The sequence below is a fragment of the Pseudomonas ulcerans genome, assembly GCF_036324125.1.
Lineage (GTDB): Bacteria > Pseudomonadota > Gammaproteobacteria > Pseudomonadales > Pseudomonadaceae > Aquipseudomonas > Aquipseudomonas ulcerans.
This window is the reverse complement of the sequence record NZ_JAZDQN010000019.1, coordinates 80542-103943: the sequence shown is the minus strand read 5'-3', so window position 1 is coordinate 103943 and position 23402 is coordinate 80542. Positions and strand designations below refer to the sequence as shown.

General features: G+C 63.6%; 23 protein-coding genes. 5 read left to right on the top strand and 18 right to left on the bottom strand.

The window, feature by feature from the left end:
• Positions 1 to 13: 13 nt before the first annotated feature.
• From astD to acs, 11 genes are all read right to left on the bottom strand, one after another.
• Positions 14 to 1480: a succinylglutamate-semialdehyde dehydrogenase gene (astD, locus tag V0R59_RS18000; protein ID WP_330075727.1), complete on the bottom strand. Its 1467-nt coding sequence runs from the start codon at positions 1478 to 1480 to the stop codon at positions 14 to 16.
• Entirely contained in the window at positions 1477 to 2502 is a 1026-nt protein-coding gene (gene astA, locus V0R59_RS17995) for an arginine N-succinyltransferase (protein ID WP_330075714.1), read from the bottom strand. Before astA ends, astD begins: the two co-directional genes overlap by 4 nt.
• A 73-nt stretch (positions 2503 to 2575) precedes the next feature.
• The gene (gene aruF / locus V0R59_RS17990; RefSeq protein WP_330075713.1) at positions 2576 to 3595 is read right to left on the bottom strand and encodes an arginine/ornithine succinyltransferase subunit alpha; all 1020 of its coding nucleotides are present in this window, start codon (positions 3593 to 3595) and stop codon (positions 2576 to 2578) included.
• Between the two features lie 132 nt (positions 3596 to 3727).
• Positions 3728 to 4948 carry an aspartate aminotransferase family protein gene (locus V0R59_RS17985; protein ID WP_330075712.1) on the bottom strand — a complete coding sequence of 407 codons (1221 nt, stop codon included), beginning with the start codon at positions 4946 to 4948 and terminating at the stop codon, positions 3728 to 3730.
• Between the two features lie 385 nt (positions 4949 to 5333).
• Positions 5334 to 6314 (bottom strand): transcriptional regulator ArgR, encoded by a 981-nt coding sequence (argR, locus tag V0R59_RS17980; RefSeq protein WP_330075711.1) that lies wholly within the window; start codon positions 6312 to 6314, stop codon positions 5334 to 5336.
• 136 nt (positions 6315 to 6450) lie between these two features.
• Entirely contained in the window at positions 6451 to 7215 is a 765-nt protein-coding gene (locus tag V0R59_RS17975) for an ABC transporter ATP-binding protein (RefSeq protein WP_330075710.1), read from the bottom strand.
• A 67-nt stretch (positions 7216 to 7282) separates the two neighbouring features.
• Complete coding sequence (locus V0R59_RS17970; RefSeq protein ID WP_330075709.1) at positions 7283 to 7981, bottom strand: ABC transporter permease; 699 nt, start codon at positions 7979 to 7981, stop codon at positions 7283 to 7285.
• A complete protein-coding gene (locus V0R59_RS17965; RefSeq protein ID WP_330075708.1) occupies positions 7978 to 8667 on the bottom strand; it encodes an ABC transporter permease in 690 nt (229 codons plus the stop codon). The genes V0R59_RS17970 and V0R59_RS17965 overlap by 4 nt, the downstream gene beginning before the upstream one ends.
• Positions 8668 to 8757: 90 nt before the next feature.
• Positions 8758 to 9543, bottom strand: a complete 786-nt coding sequence (locus tag V0R59_RS17960; protein ID WP_330075707.1) for an ABC transporter substrate-binding protein — start codon at positions 9541 to 9543, stop codon at positions 8758 to 8760.
• A 153-nt stretch (positions 9544 to 9696) separates the two neighbouring features.
• Positions 9697 to 9888, bottom strand: a complete 192-nt coding sequence (locus V0R59_RS17955; RefSeq protein ID WP_330075706.1) for a hypothetical protein — start codon at positions 9886 to 9888, stop codon at positions 9697 to 9699.
• 245 nt (positions 9889 to 10133) lie between these two features.
• Positions 10134 to 12089, bottom strand: coding sequence for an acetate--CoA ligase (gene acs / locus V0R59_RS17950; RefSeq protein ID WP_330075705.1), 1956 nt, complete (start codon positions 12087 to 12089; stop codon positions 10134 to 10136).
• A 403-nt stretch (positions 12090 to 12492) separates the two neighbouring features.
• Between acs and V0R59_RS17945 the strand changes: the two genes are divergently transcribed.
• Positions 12493 to 12753 (top strand): DUF2790 domain-containing protein, encoded by a 261-nt coding sequence (locus V0R59_RS17945; protein ID WP_330075704.1) that lies wholly within the window; start codon positions 12493 to 12495, stop codon positions 12751 to 12753.
• Positions 12754 to 12856: 103 nt separating this feature from the next.
• Here the strand turns inward: V0R59_RS17945 and V0R59_RS17940 are convergent, their stop codons facing one another.
• A complete protein-coding gene (locus V0R59_RS17940; RefSeq protein ID WP_330075703.1) occupies positions 12857 to 14416 on the bottom strand; it encodes a sigma-54-dependent transcriptional regulator in 1560 nt (519 codons plus the stop codon).
• Between the two features lie 272 nt (positions 14417 to 14688).
• Here V0R59_RS17940 and phhA point away from each other — a divergent pair, with 272 nt between their 5' ends.
• The 4 genes from phhA (at position 14689) to V0R59_RS17920 (ending at position 17378) form a co-directional block, all read left to right on the top strand.
• Positions 14689 to 15477, top strand: a complete 789-nt coding sequence (gene phhA / locus V0R59_RS17935; RefSeq protein WP_330075702.1) for a phenylalanine 4-monooxygenase — start codon at positions 14689 to 14691, stop codon at positions 15475 to 15477.
• 39 nt (positions 15478 to 15516) lie between these two features.
• Complete coding sequence (locus V0R59_RS17930; RefSeq protein WP_330075701.1) at positions 15517 to 15873, top strand: 4a-hydroxytetrahydrobiopterin dehydratase; 357 nt, start codon at positions 15517 to 15519, stop codon at positions 15871 to 15873.
• Entirely contained in the window at positions 15873 to 17066 is a 1194-nt protein-coding gene (locus tag V0R59_RS17925) for an amino acid aminotransferase (RefSeq protein ID WP_330075700.1), read from the top strand. The genes V0R59_RS17930 and V0R59_RS17925 overlap by 1 nt, the downstream gene beginning before the upstream one ends.
• A gap of 180 nt (positions 17067 to 17246) precedes the next feature.
• Entirely contained in the window at positions 17247 to 17378 is a 132-nt protein-coding gene (locus tag V0R59_RS17920) for a hypothetical protein (RefSeq protein ID WP_330075699.1), read from the top strand.
• 71 nt (positions 17379 to 17449) lie between these two features.
• Here V0R59_RS17920 and cysC read toward each other — a convergent pair whose 3' ends face one another.
• From cysC to V0R59_RS17890, 6 genes are all read right to left on the bottom strand, one after another.
• A complete protein-coding gene (gene cysC, locus V0R59_RS17915) occupies positions 17450 to 18037 on the bottom strand; it encodes an adenylyl-sulfate kinase (RefSeq protein ID WP_330075698.1) in 588 nt (195 codons plus the stop codon).
• 16 nt (positions 18038 to 18053) lie between these two features.
• Entirely contained in the window at positions 18054 to 18467 is a 414-nt protein-coding gene (gene arfB / locus V0R59_RS17910; protein WP_330075697.1) for an alternative ribosome rescue aminoacyl-tRNA hydrolase ArfB, read from the bottom strand.
• 81 nt (positions 18468 to 18548) lie between these two features.
• Positions 18549 to 19964, bottom strand: coding sequence for an amino acid permease (locus tag V0R59_RS17905; RefSeq protein WP_330075696.1), 1416 nt, complete (start codon positions 19962 to 19964; stop codon positions 18549 to 18551).
• Between the two features lie 642 nt (positions 19965 to 20606).
• A complete protein-coding gene (gene rluB / locus V0R59_RS17900) occupies positions 20607 to 21665 on the bottom strand; it encodes a 23S rRNA pseudouridine(2605) synthase RluB (RefSeq protein ID WP_330075695.1) in 1059 nt (352 codons plus the stop codon).
• Positions 21666 to 21811: 146 nt separating this feature from the next.
• Positions 21812 to 22600, bottom strand: a complete 789-nt coding sequence (gene scpB / locus V0R59_RS17895; RefSeq protein WP_330075694.1) for an SMC-Scp complex subunit ScpB — start codon at positions 22598 to 22600, stop codon at positions 21812 to 21814.
• A gap of 15 nt (positions 22601 to 22615) precedes the next feature.
• Positions 22616 to 23314: a segregation and condensation protein A gene (locus tag V0R59_RS17890; protein ID WP_330075726.1), complete on the bottom strand. Its 699-nt coding sequence runs from the start codon at positions 23312 to 23314 to the stop codon at positions 22616 to 22618.
• Positions 23315 to 23402: the final 88 nt, after the last annotated feature.

Genomic DNA, 23402 nt, shown 5'->3' with positions numbered 1-23402 from the left:
CGTGAACCTGTTGTTATAGGGCGACGCCGGGCGTCAGCGTGGCAGGCAGGACAAGGCTCGCGGTTTCCAGCGAGGCCACCGGGTAGGCGCAGTAATCCGCCGCGTAATAGGCACTGGCGCGGTGGTTGCCGCTGGCGCCGACACCTCCGAACGGCGCGCTGCTGGCGGCGCCGGTCAGTTGCTTGTTCCAATTGACGATGCCGGCGCGGCTTTCCAGCCAGAACTGCTGGTAGCGCGCATGGGAGTCGGACAACAGGCCGGCGGCGAGGCCGTATTGGGTGTCATTGGCTTCGGCGATGGCCGCCGGGAAGTCGGCGTAGCGGATCACCTGCAGCAGCGGGCCGAAGAACTCTTCGTCCGGGCGCCCGCTCACGGCGGTCACGTCGATGATGCCCGGGGTCAGCAGCGCGGCTGTGGCTTGCGGCTGGGTCATTTCCAGCAGTGCGCTGGCGCCGTTGACCAGCAGCTGGGCCTGGGCATCCATCAAGGCCTTGGCCGCAGCCAAAGAGACCACCGACCCCATGAACGGCGCCGGCTGTTGATCGAAGGCGCCCACGGAAATGTTCTTGCTGACCTCGACCAGGCGCGCCAGCAGCGAATCACCCCAGGCGCCTTGCGGCACCAGCAGGCGGCGCGCACAGGTGCAGCGCTGGCCGGCGGAAATGAAGGCGGACTGAATGATGGTGTAGACCGCAGCGTCCAGGTCCTTGACCTCGTCCACCACCAGCGGGTTGTTGCCGCCCATCTCCAGCGCCAGGATCTTGTCCGGGCGTCCGGCGAACTGCTGGTGCAGGATGTTGCCCGTGCGACTGGAGCCGGTGAAGAACAGGCCGTCGATGCCCGGATTGGCCGCCAGGGCCACGCCGGTTTCCCGTGCGCCCTGCACCAGGTTGAGCACGCCTGCCGGCAAGCCGGCGTCGATCCAGCACTTGACCGTCAGTTCGGCGACCTTCGGCGTCAGTTCGCTGGGCTTGAACACCACCGCGTTACCCGCCAGCAGCGCCGGGACGATATGGCCGTTGGGCAGGTGGCCGGGGAAGTTGTACGGGCCGAACACCGCCACCACGCCGTGGGGCTTGTGGCGCAGCACGGCGGTGGCGTCGGCCAGCGGGCCGCTCTTCTCGCCGGTACGCTCGCGGTAGCTCTGCACCGAGATGGCGACCTTGTTGACCATGCTGGTCACTTCGGTGGCGGCTTCCCATAGCGGCTTGCCGGTTTCCTCACCGATGCAATGGGCCAGGGCCTCGGCATTGGCCTTCAGTTGTGCAGCGAAGGCTTCCAGCACGGCGATACGCATGTCCAGCGACTGTCGCGCCCAGCCCGGGAACGCCTGGCGCGCAGCGGTAACGGCCTGCTCGACCTGCGCCGCATTGGCGCCCTGCCCTTCCCAGATCACCGCCTGGGTCACCGGGTTCAGGGATTGCAGGGCATCGCCCTGGCCGGCCAGCCATTGGCCTGCGATGAAGTGAGTGGTCATTATTTGGCCTCCCGGGCAGCGGACAGCGGAGCGGCGCGCACCTGGTCGCCAGCGCTCAGGCGCAGGCGCTTGGCGGTCGCGGGATCGACCACCAGGGTGCCGGCCGCCAGGCGCGCGGGCGCTGCGGCGATGCGGCAGTCTTCGCGCTTGCGATTGTGAATGATGTAGGCCGGGGCGTCGTCGCCCGGCGTGCCGACGGCCAGGACCAGGTTCTGGCTGTCCTGCACCGCGCGGATCTTGCGGGTTTCGCACTCGATGGCGGGACCGGCGTCGAAGATGTCGACGTAGCCCTGGTAGCTGAAACCTTCGCTCTTGAGCATCGCCAGCGCAGGCTCGGTGTCGCTGTGGACACGGCCGATGACATTGCGCGCCGCTTCCGAGAGGAAGCAGGTGTACAGCGGGAACTTCGGCATCAACTCGGCAATGAAGGCCTTGTTGCCGACGCCGGTGAGGTAGTCGGCCTGGCTGAATTCCATCTTGAAGAAATGCCGGCCCAGGCTTTCCCAGAACGGCGAGCGCCCCTGCTCGTCGGACATGCCGCGCATCTCGGCGATGATCTTGTTGCCGAACAGCTCGGGGAACTCGGCGATGAACAGCATCCGCGCCTTGGACAGCAGGCGGCCGTTGAGGCCGGTGCGGCTGTCGGCCCGCAGGAACAGCGAGCACAGTTCGGAATTGCCGGTCAGGTCGTTGGCCAGGAACAGGGTCGGGATTTCCCGGTAGATCTTCAGTTCCTGGGAGGCGCTGACGGTCAGCCCGACCCGGTAGTTGTACCAGGGCTCGCGCAGGCCGACGGCACCGGCGATGGCGGAGATGCCGACGACCACGCCGTCGTCGTTCTCCAGCACGAACAGGTAGTCGGCGTCGCCACGCTCGGCCTCGCCGCGGAAGGTCTTCTCGGCCCAGCCGACCCGGTGGGCCAGGCGGTCCTCGTTGGCCGGCAAGGTGGTCAGGCCGGTGCCAGTGCTGCGCGCCAGCTCGATCAGCGCCGGAAGGTCGCTGCTGCGTACGGGACGAACGATCATGCTATCTCCTCGGGCGAATGCCTTACGGCATCCGCAAAACTCGGCCGGTGGCTCTCAGTATCAAATCGCAGTTTCAAACCGCGACCAGGCGCACGCTGGCGCCCTCGCCCACACCCAGGGCCTCGACGGCCTCGGGGCTCAGGTAGACGGGCTTGCCTGGTACCCAGTCCAGCTCCAGCAATACCGCGCGGTAATCCTGCAACTGGCCGTTGGTCACCAGGTACGGGCGGCCGCCCTTGGTCGGCTGCTCCTGCAGCTTGACCGGTACGACCCGGCTCTGGGCGATCGAACGGATGCCGGAGACCCGTGCATGCAGGGTCGGGCCGCCGTCGAAAATGTCGATGTAGTGGTCGGTCTCGAAGCCTTCGCGCATGAGGATGTCGAAGGTGATCTGCGCCCGCGGATGGACCTGACCCATGGCTTCCTGCGCCTCGTCAGGCAGCAGCGGCACGTAGATCGGGTAGTGCGGCATCAGCTCGGCGAGGAAGGTACGGCTCTTGAGACCGCACAGGCGCTCGGCCTCGGCGTAGTTGAGATCGAAGAAGTTGCGCCCGATGGCATCCCAGAACGGCGAATCGCCGTTCTCGTCGCTGTAGCCGACGATCTCGGTGACTACCGACTCGGCAAAACGCTCCGGATGCGAGGCCATGAACAGCAGGCGGCCACGGGAATTGAGCTCGGCCCAGCCGGTCTGTACCAGCTCCGGCAGCACGTAGAAACTGGTCAGCAGGCTGTTGCCGGTGAGGTCGTGGCACTGCGACAGGACGTGGATCTTGTTGTGGATCTTCAGCTCGCGGGACGCATGCACGAAGGTCTCGTTGCGGAAGCTGTAGAACGGCTCGGAGTAGCCCGCCGACGCGACGATGGCCGAACAGCCGACCAGCTTGCCGTTGCTCAGGTCTTCAAGCACGAAGAAGTAGCTTTCCTCACCGTTGAAACTGACTTCGGCGGCGAACGAGGTTTCCGAGGCGGCGATCTTGTCGCCCAGGCGACCGGCATCGTCCGGCAGGGACGTGACACCAATGGGACTGTCCGCAGCCAGGCGCTGTACTTCATCCAGGTCAGCCATTTGCGCGGGTCGCATCACCAGCATGGTGTCACTCCTTTCGGGTATACGGGCCGACGGCATCCGCCGGCGCAAAAAAAGCGGCGTGTGCGCGACGGGCACAGGCCACGGGAATCGGTGCGCCGGCCGCCGAGCGGCCAGCGCGGGTACTGCGCTGAATCAGGCCTGGGTCAGCTTGGCGGCGGCGCGCTCGAAGCGGTCCAGACCTTCGTCGATGTCGGCATCCTCGACCACCAGGCTCGGCGCGAAACGCACCACGTCCGGACCGGCCTGAAGGACCATCAGGCCTTCCTGCTCGGCGGCGTTGAACACGTCCTTGGCCTTGCCTTTCCACTGCTCGGTCAGCACGCAGCCGATCAGCAGGCCCATGCCGCGGACCTGGCTGAACAGGTCGTATTTCTTGCCGATCTGCTCCAGGCGCGCCTTGAAGCGCTCGTGCTTGGCCTTGACGCCGGCCAGCACTTCAGGGGTGTTGACGATGTCGAGCACGGCGTTGGCGACGGCACAGGCCAGCGGGTTGCCGCCATAGGTGGTGCCGTGGGTGCCGACGGCCAGGTGCTTGGCCAGTTCGTTGGTGGTGAGGATCGCGCCGATCGGGAAACCGCCGCCCAGGCTCTTGGCGCTGGAGAGGATGTCCGGGGTCACGCCGTAGTGCTGGTAGGCATAGAGGTGGCCGGTACGACCGACGCCGGTCTGCACTTCGTCGAAGATCAGCAGGGCGTTGTGCTGGTCGCACAGCGCACGGGCGCCTTCCAGGTAGGCCTGGTCGGCCGGGACCACGCCGCTCTCGCCCTGGATTGGCTCGATGACCACGGCGCAGGTCTTGTCGGAGATCTGTGCCTTCAGCGCTTCCAGGTCGTTGTACGGCACATGGCTGATACCGGTAATCTTCGGACCGAAGCCGTCGGAGTACTTCGGCTGGCCGCCGACGCTCACGGTGAACAGGGTGCGACCGTGGAAGCTGTTCACGGTGGCGATGATCTCGTGCTTTTCAGGGCCGAAACGGTCATGGGCGACGCGACGGGCCAGCTTGAACGCGGCCTCGTTGGCCTCGGCGCCGGAGTTGCAGAAGAACGCGCGGTCGGCGAAGGTCGCGTCGACCAGCTTGCGCGCCAGCTGCAGGGCAGGCTCGTTGGTGAAGACGTTGGACACATGCCACAGCTTGTTGGCCTGCTCGGTCAGCGCGCTGACCAGTGCCGGGTGGGCATGCCCCAGGACGTTAACGGCGATGCCGCCGGCGAAATCGATCAGCTCGCGGCCCGACTGGTCCCAGACTCGGGAACCGGCGCCGCGCACGGGAATGAAGGCGGCTGGCGCATAGTTGGGAACCATTACCTGGTCGAAATCGGCGCGTTGCACCGGAGCTTGCTCAACGGACATCGGAGTCTCCTGAAGAGGAACGCCTGCCTGGAACTGGCGAGCGATGGGGGGATTGTAAGGAGAGATGAACACTCGGCCTTGCCGCCAAGCGACAACTTCTTATAGCGCCAAACCCTGTTTTTCCAAGGCTTTCGGCAATGCGACATATAGCTTCGCAAAGGCGCAGTTTAAACGGTGCGAGGGGTTGGCGGGGAGTGGCGCTGGGGCGGGAAAGACAGGAAATTCAAGGTGTTCGATGATTGGCGGGGTGTCAGCTGGCTTTTCTTTGAATATGAAGACCTCATCGCTGGCAAGCCAGCTCCCACAGTGACCGCGTCGACCTCAAATCTTGTGGCCGGCACGAAACCCTGTGGGAGCTGGCTTGCCAGCGATGAGGCCCTGAAGATCAACCGCGTTCGGCGGGGACCGAAGACAGCTCGAACGGCGAACTGCTGCGACGCTGGTTGCGATCTTCCCGCGGCGTCGCCCCGAAGAAGTTACGGTAGGCACTGGAGAAATGCGGACCGGAAGAGAAGCCGCAGGACAGGCCGATCTGGATGATCGACTTGCTGGTCTGCATCAGCATCTGCCGCGCCTTGTTCAGGCGCAGCTCCAGGTAGTACTGGCTCGGCACCCGGTTCAGGTACTGCTTGAAGATCCGCTCCAGTTGTCGACGTGACACGCAGACATGCTGGGCGATCTCGTCGGTGGTCAGCGGCTCCTCGATATTGGCCTCCATCAGCAACACCGCCTGGGTCAGCTTCGGATGGCTGGAACCGAGGCGATTCTGCAGCGGAATGCGCTGGCGCTCGCCACCCTCGCGGATGCGCTCCACCACCAGTTCCTCGGACACCGCCCCCGCCAGCTCGGCACCGTGGTCCCGCGCCAGCACCGCCAGCAGCAGGTCGACCACCGACATGCCACCACAGGCGGTCAGGCGATCACGATCCCAGTCGAACAGGTGGCTGGTGGCGATGACCTTGGGGAAACGCTCGGCGAAATCGTCCTGCCAACGCCAGTGCACCGCCGCGCGGTAACCGTCGAGCAAACCGAGCTGTGCCAGCGGATAGACCCCTGCCGACAACCCGCCCACCACGCAACCGGAGCGCACCAGTTGCTTGAGCGCCGCACCAAGGGCCGCACCCACCGCCAGCGGCGGCTCGTCGGCCAGCAGGAACAGTTTCTGGCAATTCTCCAGGCGCCCGGTCCACGGCTCGCCAGGCAGACGCCAGTCACCTTCGGCCGGCGCTTCGGCCTGGAGGAACGCCAGCTCGTAGGCCACCTCCGGGTGCACCTTCTGCGCCACCCGCAAGACCTCTTCCGCAAGCGCCAGGGTCAGTGCCTTGGTGCTGGGCCAGATGAGAAAACCGATTCGCTGGGTGGTCATGAGGTGAGGTCCGGAACCTGAAGTGAGTCTGGTGTCCGCAAGGATAGGCGGACTGGAGCAAGTGTGGGTCACGCTGCGCGGGTGGCGCAGCATGACCTATTTTGGTGCAAAGAGGCAGTAACGAGGACGCAACGACTTATTTCAGGCTGCCGGACAGGAACTGCTGCAGGCGCTCCGATTGCGGATTGACCAGTACTTCCCGCGGGTTGCCGCTCTCTTCCACCAGGCCTTTGTGCAGGAACACCAGCTGGTTGGAAACCTCGCGGGCGAAGCCCATCTCGTGGGTCACCACCACCATGGTGCGGCCTTCCTGGGCCAGCGACTGCATGACCTTGAGCACGTCGCCCACCAGTTCCGGATCGAGGGCCGAGGTCGGCTCGTCGAACAGCATCACTTCCGGTTCCATGGCCAGCGCCCGGGCGATCGCCACGCGCTGCTGCTCGCCGCCGGACATGTGCCCCGGGTAGGCGTCCTTGCGGTGCGCGACGCCGACCTTGGCCAGGTAGTGCTCGGCCTTTTCCAGCGCCTCTTTCTTGCTCACGCCCAGCACGTGCACCGGCGCTTCGATGATGTTTTCCAGGGCGGTCATGTGCGACCACAGGTTGAAGTGCTGGAACACCATCGACAGGCGCGAGCGCATGCGCTGCAACTGCTTGGGGTCGGCGGCCTTGAGCGCACCATCCTTGTTCGGCACCAGCTTGAGTTCTTCGTTGTTCAGCAGGATCTTGCCGGCGTGCGGCTGCTCCAGCAGGTTGATGCAGCGCAGGAAGGTACTCTTGCCCGAACCGCTGGAGCCGATGATGCTGATCACGTCGCCGGCCTTGGCAGCCAGGGACACGCCCTTGAGCACTTCATGGCTGCCGTAGCGTTTGTGCAGGTCCTGGATTTCGAGTTTGTACATGCTGTCGGTTCTCACAGTGCGTTCGGTCGCGGGCACGGGCCCAGGGCGAATTGATTGGCCGCGGGCATCAGCCCTTGCGCGGCGCCAGGTAGCCGAGCCAGCGGCGTTCGGCGAGCTTGAACAGGCGGACCAGGATGAAGGTCATGCACAGGTAGAACACGCCGGCGGTGATATAGGCCTCGAACGGCAGGTAGTACTGGGCATTGACGGTCCGTGCGGCACCGGTGATGTCGATCAGGGTGACGATGGAGGCCAGGCTGGTGGTCTGCAGCATCATGATCACTTCGTTGCTGTACTGCGGCAGCGCCCGGCGCAGGGCCGACGGCAGGAGGATGCGGCGGTACATCTTGTAGCGCGACATGCCCACCGCCTTGGCCGCCTCGATCTCGCCATGGGGCGTGGCCTTGAGGCTGCCGGCGATGATTTCCGCGGTGTAGGCGCTGGTGTTGATGGCAAAGGCCATGCAGGCGCAGAAGGTCGCGCTGGACAGCCACGGCCAGAGGAAGCTCTCGCGTACCACGGCGAACTGGGCCAGGCCGTAGTAGATCAGGAACAGCTGGACCAGCATCGGCGTGCCGCGGATCACGTAGGTGTAGAGCCAGGCGATGCCGTTCACCAGCGGCTGCTTCGAGACCCGCATCAGGCCCAGCGGGATCGCCGCCAGCAGGCCGAAGAACAGCGAGATCGCCAGCAGCTTGAGGGTGGTCAGCAGGCCGTTGAAATAAAGCGGCAGCGCCTCCCAGATGACGTTGTAGTCGAAGATCATAGTTCCGCCGCCTTAACGCCTACCGAGTAGCGTTTTTCCAGGTAACGCAGGGCCAGCAGCGAGACACTGGTGATCACCAGGTACATCGCGGCCACTGCCAGGAAGAAGGTGAAAGGCTCGCGGGTGGCGTCGGCCGCCTGCTTGGCCTTGAACATCATGTCCTGCAGGCCCACCACCGAGATCAGCGCGGTTGCCTTGGTCAGGACCAGCCAGTTGTTGGTGAAGCCGGGAATCGCCAGGCGGATCATCTGCGGCACCAGCACGCGGAAGAACACCTGCAGGTTGCTCATGCCGTAGGCCATGCCCGCCTCGGCCTGACCTTTCGGGATCGCCATGAAGGCACCACGGAAGGTTTCCGAGAGATAGGCACCGAAGATGAAGCCGAGAGTGCCGATACCCGCCGCCAGCGGATTGAGATCGATGTAGTCGTCGTAGCCCAGCAACGGGGCGACGCGGTTGAGGAGGTCCTGACCGCCGTAGAAGATCAGCAGGATCAGTACCAGATCGGGGATGCCGCGAATCACGGTCGCGTAGAGATCGCCCAGCCAGGCCAGCCAGCGCACCGGCGACAGGCGCAGGGCCACGCCGATCAGGCCGAGCACGATGGCCAGGGCCATGGACGACAAGGCGAGCTGTAGCGTCAGCCACGCTCCATCGAGGATGACTGCCCCGTAGCCTTTCAACATGATGAGGTCCTCGACCTTAGGGATGAAAAAATGGTGCAAGCCTCAGCGCTTCTGCTGCTTGCACCATTGAACAGGTGACACGGACGCCGGTTAGTTGGTTTCCGGACCGTAGATATCGAAGTTGAAGTACTTGTCCTGGATTTCCTTGTACTTGCCGCTGGCGCGGATGCCGTCGATGGCAGCGTTGATGCGGTCCAGGTTTTCCTTGTCGCCCTTGCGCACGGCGATGCCGATGCCGTCGCCGAAGTACTTGGCGTCGGTGAAGGCAGGACCGGTGAAGGCGTAGCCTTTACCCGCGTCGGTCTTCAGGAAGCCGTCTTCCAGCAGGGTGGCGTCGGCCACGGTGCCGTCGAGGCGGCCGGCAGTGATGTCCAGGTAGATTTCGTTCTGGGTGCCGTAGGGAACGATGGTGGCGCCTTTCGGAGCCAGGACTTCCTTGGCGAAGCGGTCGTGGATCGAACCGCGCTGCACGCCGATCTTCTTGCCTTGCAGCTCGGCCAGGCTGTCACTGACGGCGGTACCGTCCTTCATCACCAGGCGGGCCGGGGTCAGGTAGTAGCGCTTGGTGAAGTCGACGGATTTCTTGCGGTCGTCGGTAATCGACATGGAGGACAGGATGGCGTCGATCTTGCGCACTTTCAGCGCCGGGATCAGGCCGTCGAATTCCTGCTCGACCCAGGTGCACTTGACCTTCATCTGCTCGCACAGGGCGTTGCCGATGTCGTAGTCGAAACCGACGATGCTGCCGTCCGGTGCTTTCGAAGCGAAGGGTGGGTAGGCGGCCTCGATACCGATTTTCAGCGGTTTCTCGTCAGCCAGCGATACCAGGGAAAACACGGATAGCGCGAGGGCGCCAAGCAGTGCGAGTTTCTTCATCTGGGAACTCCATTGGTAAAGGGCGATACCAGGCAGTTCGACTGCCCACTATGCAAATGGGTACAACGCAGAGCCGCGCAGGGCCGGACCACCGGTCAGGTGCCACGAGCGAGTGATCGGCATTTTAACGACAGCTCGGAAGCCGATATTTCTTCAATGCGACAAGTAGTTACAGAAGCGCAGGAAGAGCGGCCGAGCGATATTGACAGGTATGGGGAAATATGCAAAAGCGAAAAACAAATAACCTATAACCAAAGCAATAACCGGGCCCATTATTGGCAAAGCCTTGTAATCCGGCAAGCCCAGCCGTTCGAGTGTCGGAAAACCCGAACGATTGCGCACCATGATGGAACGTCCGCGTTTCCTTATGCCCCGTTTTTGTACGATTGCGGTGACAGGACAGTTACCGATGAAAGTCGAAGTAACAAAAAGCCCAAGGCCCCGTAAGCAGATTGCCTACAGGGCCTTGGGCTTTTTACCTACAGAGAGGACGCGGACCCTGTGGGAGCGGGTTTACCCGCGATAGCGTCGGTGACCTCACTGCCGTCATCGCGGGTGAACCCGCTCCCACAGCGCCGTGCGCCAGGCCGTCAAGCCACGTTCATGGTCTTGTGCGTCTCGACCAGGTGCGCCACGACGCTCGGATCAGCCAGGGTCGAGATATCGCCCAGGGCGTCGTACTCGGCCGTGGCAATCTTGCGCAGGATGCGGCGCATGATCTTGCCCGAACGGGTCTTCGGCAGGCCCGGCGCCCACTGGATGACGTCCGGCGAGGCGATCGGACCGATCTCGCGGCGTACCCAGTTCTTCAACTCCAGACGCAGCGCCTCGCTCGGCTCCTCGCCACCGTTGAGGGTGACGTAGACGTAGATGCCCTGCCCCTTGATGTCGTGCGGCACGCCAACCACTGCGGCCTCGGCGACTTTCGGGTGGGCGACCATGGCGCTCTCGATCTCGGCGGTGCCCATGCGGTGCCCGGAGACGTTGAGCACGTCGTCCACGCGACCGGTGATCCAGTAGTAGCCGTCCTCGTCGCGACGGGCGCCATCACCGGTGAAGTACATGCCGCGGAAGGTCTTGAAGTAGGTATCGACGAAGCGGTCGTGGTCGCCGTACAGCGAACGCGCCTGGCCCGGCCAGGAATCGAGGATCACCAGGTTGCCCTCGGCGGCGCCCTCGATCAGGTTGCCCAGGTTGTCCACCAGCGCTGGCACCACGCCGAAGAACGGACGGGTCGCGGAACCCGGTTTCAGTGCGGTTGCGCCTGGCAGCGGGCTGATCAGCACGCCGCCGGTCTCGGTCTGCCACCAGGTATCGACGATCGGGCAGCGCTCCTTGCCGACGGTCTGGTAGTACCAGTTCCACGCTTCCGGGTTGATCGGCTCGCCCACCGAACCCAGCAGGCGCAGGCTGGAGCCGTCGGCACCGGCCACGGCGGCCTGGCCCTCGGCCATCATGGCGCGGATCGCGGTCGGTGCGGTGTAGAGGATGTTGACCTTGTGCTTGTCGACAATCTTCGACACGCGGGTGATGTCGGGATAGTTCGGCACGCCTTCGAACAGCAGGGTGGTGGCGCCGTTGGCCAACGGGCCGTAGACGATGTAGCTGTGGCCGGTGACCCAGCCCACGTCGGCGGTGCACCAGTAGACCTCGCCCGGACGGTAGTCGAACACGCGCTCATGGGTCATGGCGGCGTAGACCAGATAGCCGGCGGTGGTGTGCAGCACGCCCTTCGGCTTGCCGGTGGAACCGGAGGTGTAGAGGATGAACAGCGCTTCCTCGGCGCCCATTTCCTTCGGCGCGCAGACGCTGCCGGCCACTTTCATCAGGTCTTCGTACCAGATGTCGCGGTGCTGGTTCCACTTGATGTCGGCACCGGTGCGCTTGCACACGATGACCTTCTGGATGCTGTTGGTTTCCGGGTTGGTGAGAGCGTCGTCGACGTTGGCTTTCAGCGGGGTGCGGCGGCCGCCACGCAGGCCTTCGTCGGCGGTGATCACCACCTTGGACTTGCAGTCGATGATGCGGCCGGCCAGGGCTTCAGGAGAGAAGCCACCGAAGACAACGGAGTGGATCGCGCCGATGCGGGCACAGGCCAGCATGGCGACGACGGCCTCGGGGATCATCGGCATGTAGATGGTCACCACGTCGCCGCGATGCACGTCCTGGCCGCGCAGGGCGTTGGCGAACTTGCAGACCTGCTCGTGCAGCTCGCGGTAGGTGATGTTGCGGTGTTCGGAAGGATCGTCGCCTTCCCAGATGATTGCGACCTGGTCGCCACGCTCTTCCAGATGGCGGTCAAGGCAGTTGTAGGAAACGTTCAGGGTGCCATCGGCGAACCACTTGATGTCGACGTGGTGATCGTCGAAGGAGGTCTGCTTGACCTTGGTGAAAGGCTTGATCCAGTCGAGGCGCTGAGCCTGCTCACGCCAGAAGCCGTCCGGGTTGATCACCGACTTCTGATACATGGCCTTGTAGGTGGCCTCATCGGTCAGGGTATTCGCCGCAACCTCGGGACGAACAGGGTACAGGGAAGCCGCACTCATCTTTGTTACCTCGGTGTAATAGTTGTTTTTGTATGACCTCGTTTTAACTGTACCAGAGGCGCCCGGGCCATTCGACGTTGGTAGTAACGGCACGGTCTTTTCGCCTCACCCCTGCCGACAGCCGCTCTAGCACGGGCGTCCCAGGATTAAATCGGGCCGCCGGATATTTTTTCACGGCGATTGTTACGAATTCTGCCAACAGTGTTTATCAAAACATCGACTGTTTCACTTTGATGTCACCCCCTAAAATTCGTCTCGCCAGCAACGGCAACGAGATTAACTTCAGGTAACAGCCCCCACGAAGGCGCGTTAATCCCGGCATAACTTTCCGCTCTTACTTTGCTGCAACGTAGCGCCACAAGCGCTACGCCCCCTTATTCGACCTTGAACAGGTGATTTGAAGATGAAAGCTTTACTGGTTTTGGTACTCGGCAGTGTTTGCGGCGCAGCCATGGCTGATGATCTTGCAAATAAAGGCGCCGAGCAGATTCCGGTTGAACAGTACAGTTACTCGCAGCACCTGGATATCGCCAAAGTCATTTCCATGAGCGAGATTCCGAACGTCTGCGAAGTGGTTCCGGCACGCATGACCTACGAAGACTCACAGGGCCAGAAGCACATCCTCGAATACCGCGTCATGGGTAACGGCTGCTCCAACGGCTAACTTTTTACACGTGGCTGGCGCGCCTCTCGAATAAAAAAAGAGGCGCCACGCCCACATAATGCTCCCTTAATAAAACCGCACTTTCCCCCGGGAACTTCCAGCGTTATTCGGCCGCCTTGCCAATTGCATAATCACGCAACTTGTTGGCAATCGTCGTATGGGAAACTCCCAATCTTTTTCCCAACGCCCTACTGGTTGGAAACTCGCCCTGCAGCGACTCCAGCACGGCCTTTTCAAAGCGCCCGACAATCTGCGCCAGGTCCCCCTCCAGGGAAAACTCGCCAAGCGGCTGGCGCGCGCCGTAGTCCGGCAGACGGATATGTTCGGCCTTGACCACCCCTCCCTCGCACAACGACACCGCCTGGAACAGCACGTTCTCCAGTTGCCGTACGTTGCCCGGCCAGTGGTACTGGCTCAGGCGCTCCAGCGCCGCCGGCGCCAGGCGCGGTAGCGGGCAGCCAATCTGCCGACTGGCCTGGTCGAGGAAATGCTCCACCAGCGGCGGCAGGCCATCGAGGCATTCGCGCAGCGGCGGGATATGCAGGGACAGCACGTTGAGGCGGTGATAAAGGTCCTGGCGGAATTCGCCACGGGCGCACAGCTCGGACAGGTCGACCTGGGTCGCGCAGATCACCCGCACGTCCAGGTACACCTCCTCGTCGCTGCCGACCCGGCGGAAGCAACCATCCTGGAGGAAACGCAACAGCTTGACCTGCAGGCGCGGGCTCATCTCGTCGACGCCATCGAGGAACAACGTACCGCCGGCGGTCAGTTCCAGCAGCCCGAGCTTGCCCTCGGCGCGAGCCCCTTCGAAGGCCCCCGGGCCATAGCCGAACAGCTCCGTCTCGGCCATGGATTCCGGCAGGCCGGCGCAGTTCAGCGCCATCAATGGCGCCTGGCCACGGGGACTGGCCAGGTGGCAGGCGCGAGCCAGAAGCTCCTTGCCGGTGCCGGTCTCGCCCTCGATCAGCAGTGGCGCGTCCAGTGGTGCCATGCGCCGCGCCTCGCGGACCACCGCAGCCATCACCCGCGAACTCTGGAAGATGCTGTCGAAGCCGCGCAGTTCCTGCTTGCGCACGTTATAGATACGTTCACCGATGCGGTCGGCGCGGTGCAGGGTCAGCACAGCGCCGGCCAGGGCCTCGCTGTCGTCATGCTCGGATTGCAGCGGGGCGATGTCGGCAAGGAACACATCGTTCTTGATCTTCACCCGCAGGCCGTTGATCCGCGCCTTGTTGGCCCGCACCAGCTCGGGCAGGTCGAAGTCCTCGGCATAGCGCGACAGCGGGATACCCGGCACCTCGTCCACGCGCACGCCGAGCAACTGCGCGGCGGCGCGGTTGGCAGCGACGATGGAGCCGCCCATGTCGATGGACAGCACCGGGAAATCCAGCGCTCCCAGCAGAGCATTGAGCTCCATGTGCCGACGCTCGCTGGGCATCAGGCCGACGCGCTTGACCCCGAACACCCCGGTGATCGCCTCGAACTTCGGGCGCAGCGCCTGGAACTGCAGGTTGATCAGGTTCGGGCAGTGCAGATAGATGGCGTTGCCGTGCTCACCGCCCACCTCGCCGCGGGCGACGTTGATGCCGTACTCCACCAGCAGGTTGAGGATGTCCCGCAGAATGCCGATGCGGTTCTGGCAATGCACTTTGATACGCATGAAAGGTCCTGCAAAGAGAGGAAAGTGGCGATTTTTCTGCTGAACCGCCGGAAATTCTGTAAATAATACGTTACAGAAATCGGGTTTCCTAGCGCTTCGCAGTGGCGTATTTCCGCGTTTTGGTCAATTTCGTAAATTCTGCGTTACAGAAACCGCTCGTTGGCAAAGCGCTCAGCCTCTTTCACGGGCTGCAAATCCACCGGCCAACGGCTATCTCTAAGGGCATGGCGCAAGCCGCACACAACAATAAAAGCCCTCAGCAGGAGAGCAGCATGACACAGACGCAGTACGTGGCCCGTGAGCCCGATGCGCAGGGTTTTATCGATTACCCGCCACAGGAACATGCGGTGTGGAACACCCTGATCACTCGTCAGTTGAAAGTGATCGAGGGTCGCGCCTGCCAGGAATACCTGGACGGCATCGAACAGCTCAACCTGCCCCATGACCGCATTCCGCAGCTCTCGGAAATCAACGCGGTGCTGGGCGCTACCACCGGCTGGCAGGTCGCCCGGGTCCCGGCGCTGATCCCCTTCCAGACCTTTTTCGAATTGCTGGCCAGCAAGCGCTTCCCGGTCGCCACCTTCATCCGCACCGAGGAAGAACTGGACTATCTGCAGGAACCGGACATCTTCCACGAGATCTTCGGCCACTGCCCGCTGCTGACCAACCCCTGGTTCGCCGAATTCACCCACACCTACGGCAAGCTCGGCCTGGCCGCGACCAAGGAACAGCGCGTGTACCTGGCCCGCCTGTACTGGATGACCATCGAGTTCGGCCTGATGGATACCCCGCAAGGTCGCAAGATCTACGGCGGCGGCATCCTGTCCTCGCCGAAGGAGACCGTCTACAGTCTCTCCGACGCGCCGGAGCACCAGCCGTTCGACCCGCTGGAAGCCATGCGCACGCCGTACCGCATCGATATCCTGCAGCCGGTGTACTTCACCCTGCCGAACCTCAAGCGCCTGTTCGACCTGGCCCACGAAGACATCATGGGCATGGTCCAGCAAGCCATGCAGCTCGGCCTGCACGCTCCCAAGTTTCCACCCAAGGCGGCCGCCTGAGCCGCCCTGCACACCTATAACAATCGACTGGAAGACCCTATGAACGCCTTGTCCCAAGCCCACTGCGAAGCCTGCCGCGCCGATGCGCCGAAAGTCAGCGACGAAGAACTGCCGGAACTGATCCGCATGATCCCGGACTGGAACATCGAAGTCCGCGACTCGATCATGCAGCTGGAGCGCGTCTACCTGTTCAAGAACTTCGCCCACGCCCTGGCCTTCACCAACGCCGTCGGCGCCATTTCCGAGGCCGAAGGCCATCACCCGGGCCTGCTGACCGAGTGGGGCAAGGTCACCGTTACCTGGTGGAGCCACTCCATCAAGGGCCTGCACCGCAACGACTTCATCATGGCCGCGCGCACCGACGAGGTCGCCAAGACCGCCGAAGGCCGCAAGTGATGCATTTCCAGGCCATCACCCGGGTACCGGGCGACCCGATCCTCGGGTTGATGGAGGCTTACGCCAAGGATGCCAACCCGGCGAAGTTCGACCTCGGTGTCGGCGTATTCAAGGATGCCCAGGGCCTGACACCGGTACCGGCGGCGGTCAAGCAGGCGGAACAGCGCCTGGTCGAGCGCCAGTTGAGCAAGAGTTATGTGGGTGGCCATGGCGATGTCGCCTTTGGCCGCCTGCTCTGCGAACTGGTGCTGGGCGAAGCCTCGCCGCTGCTCGCCGAGCAGCGCGCCGGTGCGACGCAGACCCCGGGCGGCACCGGCGCCCTGCGCCTGGCCGCCGAGTTCGCCCGGCAATGCCTGCCTGGCCGGGGTATCTGGCTGAGCGATCCGACCTGGCCGATCCATGAAACGATCTTCGCCAGTGCCGGGCTCAAGGTCGCGCACTACCCCTACGTCGGCGCGGACAACCGCCTGGACGTTACCGGCATGCTCGCCGCGCTGGAGAAGGCGGCCGAAGGCGATATCGTCCTGCTGCACGCGTGCTGCCACAACCCCACCGGCTTCGACCTGTCGCATGACGACTGGCGCGCCGTGCTCGACGTGGTGAAACGTCGTTCGCTGCTGCCACTGATCGACTTCGCCTACCAGGGCTTCGGCGACGGGCTGCAAGAGGATGCCTGGGCGGTACGCCTGTTCGCGGCCGAGGTGCCTGAACTGCTGATCACCAGTTCCTGCTCGAAGAACTTCGGCCTGTACCGCGAACGCACCGGCGCCCTGCTGGTGTGCGCGCAGGACGCAGGGAAGCTGCTGGATGTGCGCAGCCAACTGGCGTTCATCGCCCGCAACCTGTGGTCGACGCCGCCGGACCATGGCGCGGCGGTGGTCGCCGAGATTCTTGGCGACCCGACGCTGAAACGCCTGTGGATCGAGGAAGTCGACGCCATGCGCCAGCGCATCGCGCGACTGCGCACCGGGCTGGTGGAAGCACTCAAGCCCCACGGATTGAGTGATCGCTTCGCGCATATCGCCGAGCAGCGCGGGATGTTCTCCTACACCGGGCTGTCGCCGGAACAGGTGAAAGCACTGCGGGAGCGCCACAGCGTGTACATGGTCGGCACCGGACGGGCCAATGTGGCCGGAGCCGATGAAGCGCGGCTGGATGTCCTCGCGGCAGCCATTGCCGACGTTTGCCGGTAAAGCGACGCGGCCCGTGCGGGAACGGGCCGCGCCCTGCTACTAATGTTGTAAATTTCCTACCAATCAGCAGGAAAAACTCAATCTGTCATCCAGACTGCTGTATCCTGCCCCCGGCTTCACCGGAGCCACGCGTACTTTGTGCGTGAACTTCCCACCTACGACCTTGCGAGGAACGACGAGATGCACGAAATCCCGAATCTTCCCTTCCCAAGCCTGAACCATGTCGAGCAGAAGCCGGCTTCCCAGAGCGCCGAACCAGCCCAGGTGGCTGAACAACAAGGCGACGACCATCCGAGCGCTGACCAGGAATAACAAAGCGCGAAACAGGACGTGTGAAAACCTCGGTTACCGGGGGACCACCTCACCAACCGGTTTTCACACGCTCAAGAAGCCCCGCCCTCCCCGCGCACCCGCGCCAGCAATCGCTCCAGACACTCCTCCAGCGCCACCTCGGCGGTATTCAGCGCCAGGTTCGGTTCCTGCGGTGATTCGTAGGGATCATCCACCCCGGTAAATCCACTCAGCATCCCCACCCGCGCCTTGCGATACAGCCCCTTGGGATCACGCCCTTCACAGACAGCCAGCGGCGCACTGACATGGACCTCGCAAAAGCGCTCCGCGCCGATGATCCGCCGTGCGATCTCACGATCCCGCTGGTAGGGCGAGATGAAGGCAGCCATCACCACCAGCCCGGCGTCGTTCATCAACCGCGCCACCTCGGCGACCCGGCGAATGTTCTCGGCACGGCTCTGCGCGTCGAAGCCGAGATCGCTACACAGGCCGTGGCGAATGTTGTCGCCATCCAGCACGCAGCAGGCAATGCCGGCATCGAGCAGGCGGCGTTCGAGAGCGAAGGCCAGGGTGCTCTTGCCCGAGCCGCTGAGGCCGGTGAACCACAGGGTCAACGGACGCCGGGGGTCGGCGTCGCGGCAGGCGGAGGGGTGCCAGGTCAGATTCCGTTCGCGGGCCATGGGCGTCCTTGTCGGTTCAATAGTCGATCTTGCCGCGGCCTGCCTTGATCGCCCCGCGCTTGCTCTTGGTATCGAGGCGGCGGGTCTTCGAGCCCAGGGTGGGCTTGGTCGGGCGGCGTTTCTTTTCCACTTTCACCGCGCTCAGGATCAGTTCGCGCAGGCGCTCCAGGGCGTCGGCACGGTTCTGTTCCTGGGTGCGATATTGCTGGGCCTTGATGACGATCACACCGTCGCGGGTGATGCGGCTGTCGCTGAGCTGGAGCAGGCGCTCCTTGTAGAACGGCGGCAGCGACGAGGCCTGGCTGTCGAAACGCAAGTGCACGGCAGAGGAAACCTTGTTGACGTTCTGTCCGCCGGCGCCCTGGGCACGGATGGCGTTCAGCTCGATTTCTTCGTCGGGAATGTGCACTGCGTTGGAGAGGACCAGCATCGGAAGGAGCCCGGGGGGAATGGTGGGCGTCAGGATACTCCGAGTTGCCGGAATAGGGGCCGCTTTGCGGCCCCGAAGACTTTACTTGACCGCCGGGCTGACCCCGGCAACCACGCCAGACCGCTTGGACTTGATGGCGTAGAACACCCACATCACGCCCAGCCACACCGGAATCGCATACACCGACTCACGGATACCATCGATCATCAGCATGATCCCGAGGATCAGCACCACGAAGGCCAGGCAGAGATAGTTGCCATAGGGGTACCACAGCGACTTGAAGAACGGCTTCTGGCCGGTACGGTCCAGATGCTGGCGGAACTTCAGGTGCGAGTAGCTGATCATCGCCCAGTTGATCACCAGGGTCGCGACCACCAGCGACATCAGCACTTCGAGCGCGTTGTGCGGCATGAAGTAGTTGAGCAGCACGGCCACCAGGGTCACCGCTGCCGAAGCCAGGATCGAACGCACCGGCACGCCGCGCTTGTCGATCTTCGCCAGGCTGGCCGGGGCATCGCCCTGCTCCGCCATGCCGTAGAGCATCCGCGCGTTGCAGTAGGTGCCGCTGTTGTACACCGACAGCGCCGCGGTCAGGACCACGAAGTTGAGGATATGCGCCGCAGTGTTGCTGCCGAGCATCGAGAACACCTGGACGAACGGACTGCCGCTGTACGAACCGCCCGCCGCCTCGATATTGCCCACCAGCGCATTCCACGGAGTCAGCGACAGCAGGACCACCAGGGCACCGATGTAGAAGATCAGGATGCGGTAGATGACCTGGTTGATCGCTTTCGGGATCACGGTCTTCGGCTTGTCCGCTTCCGCCGCGGTGAAACCGAGCATTTCCAGGCCGCCGAAGGAGAACATGATGAACGCCAGGGCCATCACCAGGCCATTGATGCCATGGGGGAAGAAGCCGCCGTGCTCCCACAGGTTGCTCACCGACGCCTGCGGGCCGCCGTTGCCGCTGACCAGCAGGTAGCTGCCCAGGCCGATCATGCCGACGATGGCCAGCACCTTGATGATGGCGAACCAGAACTCCGCCTCGCCGAACACCTTGACGTTGGCCAGGTTGATCGCGTTGATCAGGATGAAGAACGCTGCTGCCGTGGCCCAGGTCGGCACTTCGGGCCACCAGAAGTGGATGTACTTGCCGACCGCGGTCAGCTCCGACATGCCCACCAGGATGTACAGCATCCAGCAGTTCCAGCCCGACAGGAAGCCGGCGAAACCGCCCCAGTACTTGTGCGCGAAATGGCTGAAGGAGCCGGCCACCGGCTCTTCGACGATCATCTCGCCGAGCTGGCGCATGATCATGAAGGCGATGAAGCCGCAGATGGCATAGCCGAGGATCATCGACGGACCCGCCGATTTCATCACGCCGGCCGAGCCGAGGAACAGGCCGGTACCGATGGCACCGCCGAGGGCGATCAACTGGATGTGGCGATTTTTCAGGCCGCGCTTGAGCTCACCTGAATGCGGAGTTTGTCCACTCATGAACGAAGTCACCTGTTGTTTTTATCTGTGACGGGATCGGACCCACCACGCTCGTGGCGCGGCGGAATTGGCAAGGGATGGTTACCTTGGGGCTTGGACGCGGGCTGTCGTGCCGGGCAAAGCCCCGGGATTTCAGCCTGGCGTCAGCCAGATTGCGCGGTACGCAAGAGGGTCACAGGTAAAACGCGGCGCACTGTATACCCTTGCATTGACGCAGGGGTCAACACACGGCGTAACGTTTTGATGACGGCACGAAGCGTTCCAGCGGGCGGAATGAAGCCTGGGGAAGTGAATGGCGTACATGGCGCCCTCCGTTTTTGTTCTGTTTTCTGTCCCGCTCTGCGGCGGGTCAGGCACTTGGCTATGGGCGCCATGACACCCGGTTTATGGGGGTTGCAGCAAGATGTTGACGTGAGCGTAAAGGGGCTTGGCAGGGGATTTTCGGCAAGGAATGTTTACAGCTTCCAGTAGGTCTCGAATCAGCCGGATAAGCGGGGGCGACCAGTAACAAAATATTTACAAGCTGGTCGAAAATATTTCCAGGAGGACAGTTCTGCATGGGTCGCGGTGAGGTCCACAGGCCCGCCACCTTTCCACCAGGCACAAAAAAGCCAACCCGAAGGTTGGCTTCCTGTACATCACTCACTCGCTACGCGGCTTGCCCCGCCCGCCACCCGGGCCAGGACGCTTGCCCGCACCGGCCGGTGCCGGCTTGCGGCGTACGTCGCTCGGACGCTCCGCCACGGTGCTGCGCCCCTTGCGCGGCGCTTCCTCGCGCGGCTTGCGGGAAGGACGCTCTTCGCCTTCCTTCGCCGGACGCAGGGTCCGCACGCGCTCGCCACGGCCGATCGGCTTGCTGGATTTACGCTGCATGCGCTCCAGCTTGTCCTTGGTCTTGGCGTTCATCTGCGGCATCGCCACCGGCGTCAGGCCCACTTCGGCCGCCAGGATGTCGATCTCGCCCTGGCTCATTTCGCGCCAGCGGCCCATCGGCAGATCGGAGTTGAGGAACACCGGACCGAAACGCACGCGTTTCAGGCGGCTGACCACCAGCCCCTGGGATTCCCACAGGCGACGGACTTCGCGGTTGCGACCTTCCATCACCACGCAGTGGTACCAGTGGTTGAAGCCTTCACCGCCCGGCGCCACCTGGATGTCGGTGAAACGCGCCGGACCGTCTTCCAGGACCACGCCTTCCTTCAGGCGCGCGATCATGTCGTCGTCGACCTCGCCACGCACGCGCACGGCGTACTCGCGGTCCATCTCGAAGGACGGGTGCATCAGGCGGTTGGCCAGCTCACCATCAGTGGTGAACAGCAGCAGGCCGGTGGTGTTGATGTCGAGGCGACCGACGTTGATCCAGCGACCTTCCTTCGGCTTCGGCAGGCGGTCGAACACGGTCGGACGGCCTTCCGGGTCGTCACGGGTGCAGATCTCGCCGTCGGGCTTGTTGTACATGATGACGCGGCGCACGCTTTCGGCGCTCTCTTCACGCTTGATCAGGCGACCATCGACGGAAATCGCGTCGTGCAGGTCGACCCGCTGGCCGAGGGTCGCGACAACACCGTTGACCTTGATCCGGCCTTCGCCGATCCAGGCTTCAACGTCGCGGCGCGAGCCGACGCCAATGCGTGCGAGTACTTTTTGCAGTTTTTCCCCGGCCGGACGTGGCGGGCTGTCTTGCAGGTCTTGTTCACTCATCTGGGCACCTCCCGGTGTAAAAGTAGAATCTGGTTTTCTGGCACGAGCGCCAAAAAGGCCGCGAATCATACGCTGATCGCGGCGCAAACGCACCTGAGCGTAGACCGATTTAATCCACCGCGCCGGCCTTTGCGCCCGGCGGCGCCTCAGTCCCGCGGCGTTTCCGGCTCCGGCTCGGCGGAATCGGCATCGGCTTCGGCCTCGGGCAGCTCGCGCAGGAGGTCGTCGAAGTCGGTCTTCAGGCCTTCTTCCATGGCATCCAGCTCCACCAGCAGGCTGCGGAAGCTGGTTTCTTCGGCGGGCGGCTGCTCGTCCGGGTCGGCGCTGGCGTCGGCCAGGGCCTGCAGGTGCGCCGGTACAGGGAGATCGTCGAGGTCGACCGGCGGCAGCGGCGAAGGCTCCATCTCCCGCAGCTCGGCCAGCGGCGGCAGTTCGTCGAGGCTTTTCAGGTTGAAATGGTCGAGGAAGGCCTTGGTGGTGGCGAACATCGCCGGGCGCCCGGGTACCTCGCGATAGCCGACGATGCGCACCCACTCGCGCTCCAGCAGGGTCTTGATGATGTTGCTGTTGACCGCAACGCCACGCACGTCCTCGATCTCGCCGCGGGTAATGGGCTGGCGATAGGCGATCAGCGCCAGGGTTTCCAGCAAGGCGCGGGAATAGCGTTGCGGGCGTTCTTCCCACAGGCGTCCGACCCAGGGCGCATAGTCCTCGCGGATCTGCAGACGATAACCGGAGGCCACTTCCTTGAGTTCGAAGGCGCGGCCTTCGCAAGACTCGCGGAGGATCTCCAGGGCTTCCCTGAACACGTCTGGCTCAGGGCGCTCGGCTTCCTCGAACAGTTCGAACAGGCGCTCCAGGGATTGCGGCTTGCCGGAGGCGAGAAGGAAGGCTTCCAGCAGGGGCGCCAGGTCGTGGGGGTCAGTCAGGTTCATTGCGTTGCTCGTGTTCTACTCTGCCCGGGCGCGGACGTGGATCGGCGCAAAGGCCTCATTCTGCACCAGTTCCACCAGTTGTTCCTTGACCAGTTCGAGGACGGCCATGAAGGTCACAACCACCCCGAGCCGACCTTCCTCGGCCGTGAACAGCTCGGCAAAGGGCACGAAGCCGGCGCCGCGCAGGCGCTCCAGCACTTCGCTCATGCGCTCGCGGGTGGACAGCGCCTCGCGGCTGACCTGGTGGCTCTCGAACAGGTCGCTGCGGCGCAGGACCTCGGCCATGGACATCAGCACTTCTTCCAGGATCACGTCCGGCAGCAGCTTGCGCGCCTTGGCCTGCGGGGCCTCCAGGCGCGGCACGATGACATCGCGACCAACCCGGCTGAGTCCGTCCATATCCTCGGCGGCGGCCTTGAACCGTTCGTACTCCTGCAGGCGTCGGATCAACTCGGCCCGCGGGTCGTCCTCTTCTTCCTCGGCGGTCTCGGCCCGCGGCAGGAGCATGCGCGACTTGATCTCGGCGAGCATGGCGGCCATCACCAGGTACTCGGCGGCCAGTTCCAGGCGCACGGTCTTCATCAGCTCGACGTAGCCCATGTACTGGCGGGTGATTTCCGCCACCGGGATGTCGAGGATGTCGACGTTCTGCTTGCGGATCAGGTACAGCAGCAGGTCGAGCGGGCCCTCGAAGGCCTCAAGGAAGACTTCCAGCGCATCCGGCGGAATATACAGGTCCACCGGCATTTCGGTCAGGGCCTGGCCGTAGACCATCACCAGTGGTAGTTCCTGCTGGGCGCCG

Bases quoted from the DNA above. Each gene is read 5' to 3' on its own strand.
- astA (WP_330075714.1), bottom strand. From the start codon at position 2,502: ATGATCGTTCGTCCCGTACGCAGCAGCGACCTTCCGGCGCTGATCGAG.
- aruF (WP_330075713.1), bottom strand. From the start codon at position 3,595: ATGCTGGTGATGCGACCCGCGCAAATGGCTGACCTGGATGAAGTACAG.
- V0R59_RS17985 (WP_330075712.1), bottom strand. From the start codon at position 4,948: ATGTCCGTTGAGCAAGCTCCGGTGCAACGCGCCGATTTCGACCAGGTA.
- argR (WP_330075711.1), bottom strand. From the start codon at position 6,314: ATGACCACCCAGCGAATCGGTTTTCTCATCTGGCCCAGCACCAAGGCA.
- V0R59_RS17975 (WP_330075710.1), bottom strand. From the start codon at position 7,215: ATGTACAAACTCGAAATCCAGGACCTGCACAAACGCTACGGCAGCCAT.
- V0R59_RS17970 (WP_330075709.1), bottom strand. From the start codon at position 7,981: ATGATCTTCGACTACAACGTCATCTGGGAGGCGCTGCCGCTTTATTTC.
- V0R59_RS17965 (WP_330075708.1), bottom strand. From the start codon at position 8,667: ATGTTGAAAGGCTACGGGGCAGTCATCCTCGATGGAGCGTGGCTGACG.
- V0R59_RS17960 (WP_330075707.1), bottom strand. From the start codon at position 9,543: ATGAAGAAACTCGCACTGCTTGGCGCCCTCGCGCTATCCGTGTTTTCC.
- V0R59_RS17955 (WP_330075706.1), bottom strand. From the start codon at position 9,888: ATGGTGCGCAATCGTTCGGGTTTTCCGACACTCGAACGGCTGGGCTTG.
- acs (WP_330075705.1), bottom strand. From the start codon at position 12,089: ATGAGTGCGGCTTCCCTGTACCCTGTTCGTCCCGAGGTTGCGGCGAAT.
- V0R59_RS17945 (WP_330075704.1), top strand. From the start codon at position 12,493: ATGAAAGCTTTACTGGTTTTGGTACTCGGCAGTGTTTGCGGCGCAGCC.
- V0R59_RS17940 (WP_330075703.1), bottom strand. From the start codon at position 14,416: ATGCGTATCAAAGTGCATTGCCAGAACCGCATCGGCATTCTGCGGGAC.
- phhA (WP_330075702.1), top strand. From the start codon at position 14,689: ATGACACAGACGCAGTACGTGGCCCGTGAGCCCGATGCGCAGGGTTTT.
- V0R59_RS17930 (WP_330075701.1), top strand. From the start codon at position 15,517: ATGAACGCCTTGTCCCAAGCCCACTGCGAAGCCTGCCGCGCCGATGCG.
- V0R59_RS17925 (WP_330075700.1), top strand. From the start codon at position 15,873: ATGCATTTCCAGGCCATCACCCGGGTACCGGGCGACCCGATCCTCGGG.
- V0R59_RS17920 (WP_330075699.1), top strand. From the start codon at position 17,247: ATGCACGAAATCCCGAATCTTCCCTTCCCAAGCCTGAACCATGTCGAG.
- cysC (WP_330075698.1), bottom strand. From the start codon at position 18,037: ATGGCCCGCGAACGGAATCTGACCTGGCACCCCTCCGCCTGCCGCGAC.
- arfB (WP_330075697.1), bottom strand. From the start codon at position 18,467: ATGCTGGTCCTCTCCAACGCAGTGCACATTCCCGACGAAGAAATCGAG.
- V0R59_RS17905 (WP_330075696.1), bottom strand. From the start codon at position 19,964: ATGAGTGGACAAACTCCGCATTCAGGTGAGCTCAAGCGCGGCCTGAAA.
- rluB (WP_330075695.1), bottom strand. From the start codon at position 21,665: ATGAGTGAACAAGACCTGCAAGACAGCCCGCCACGTCCGGCCGGGGAA.
- scpB (WP_330075694.1), bottom strand. From the start codon at position 22,600: ATGAACCTGACTGACCCCCACGACCTGGCGCCCCTGCTGGAAGCCTTC.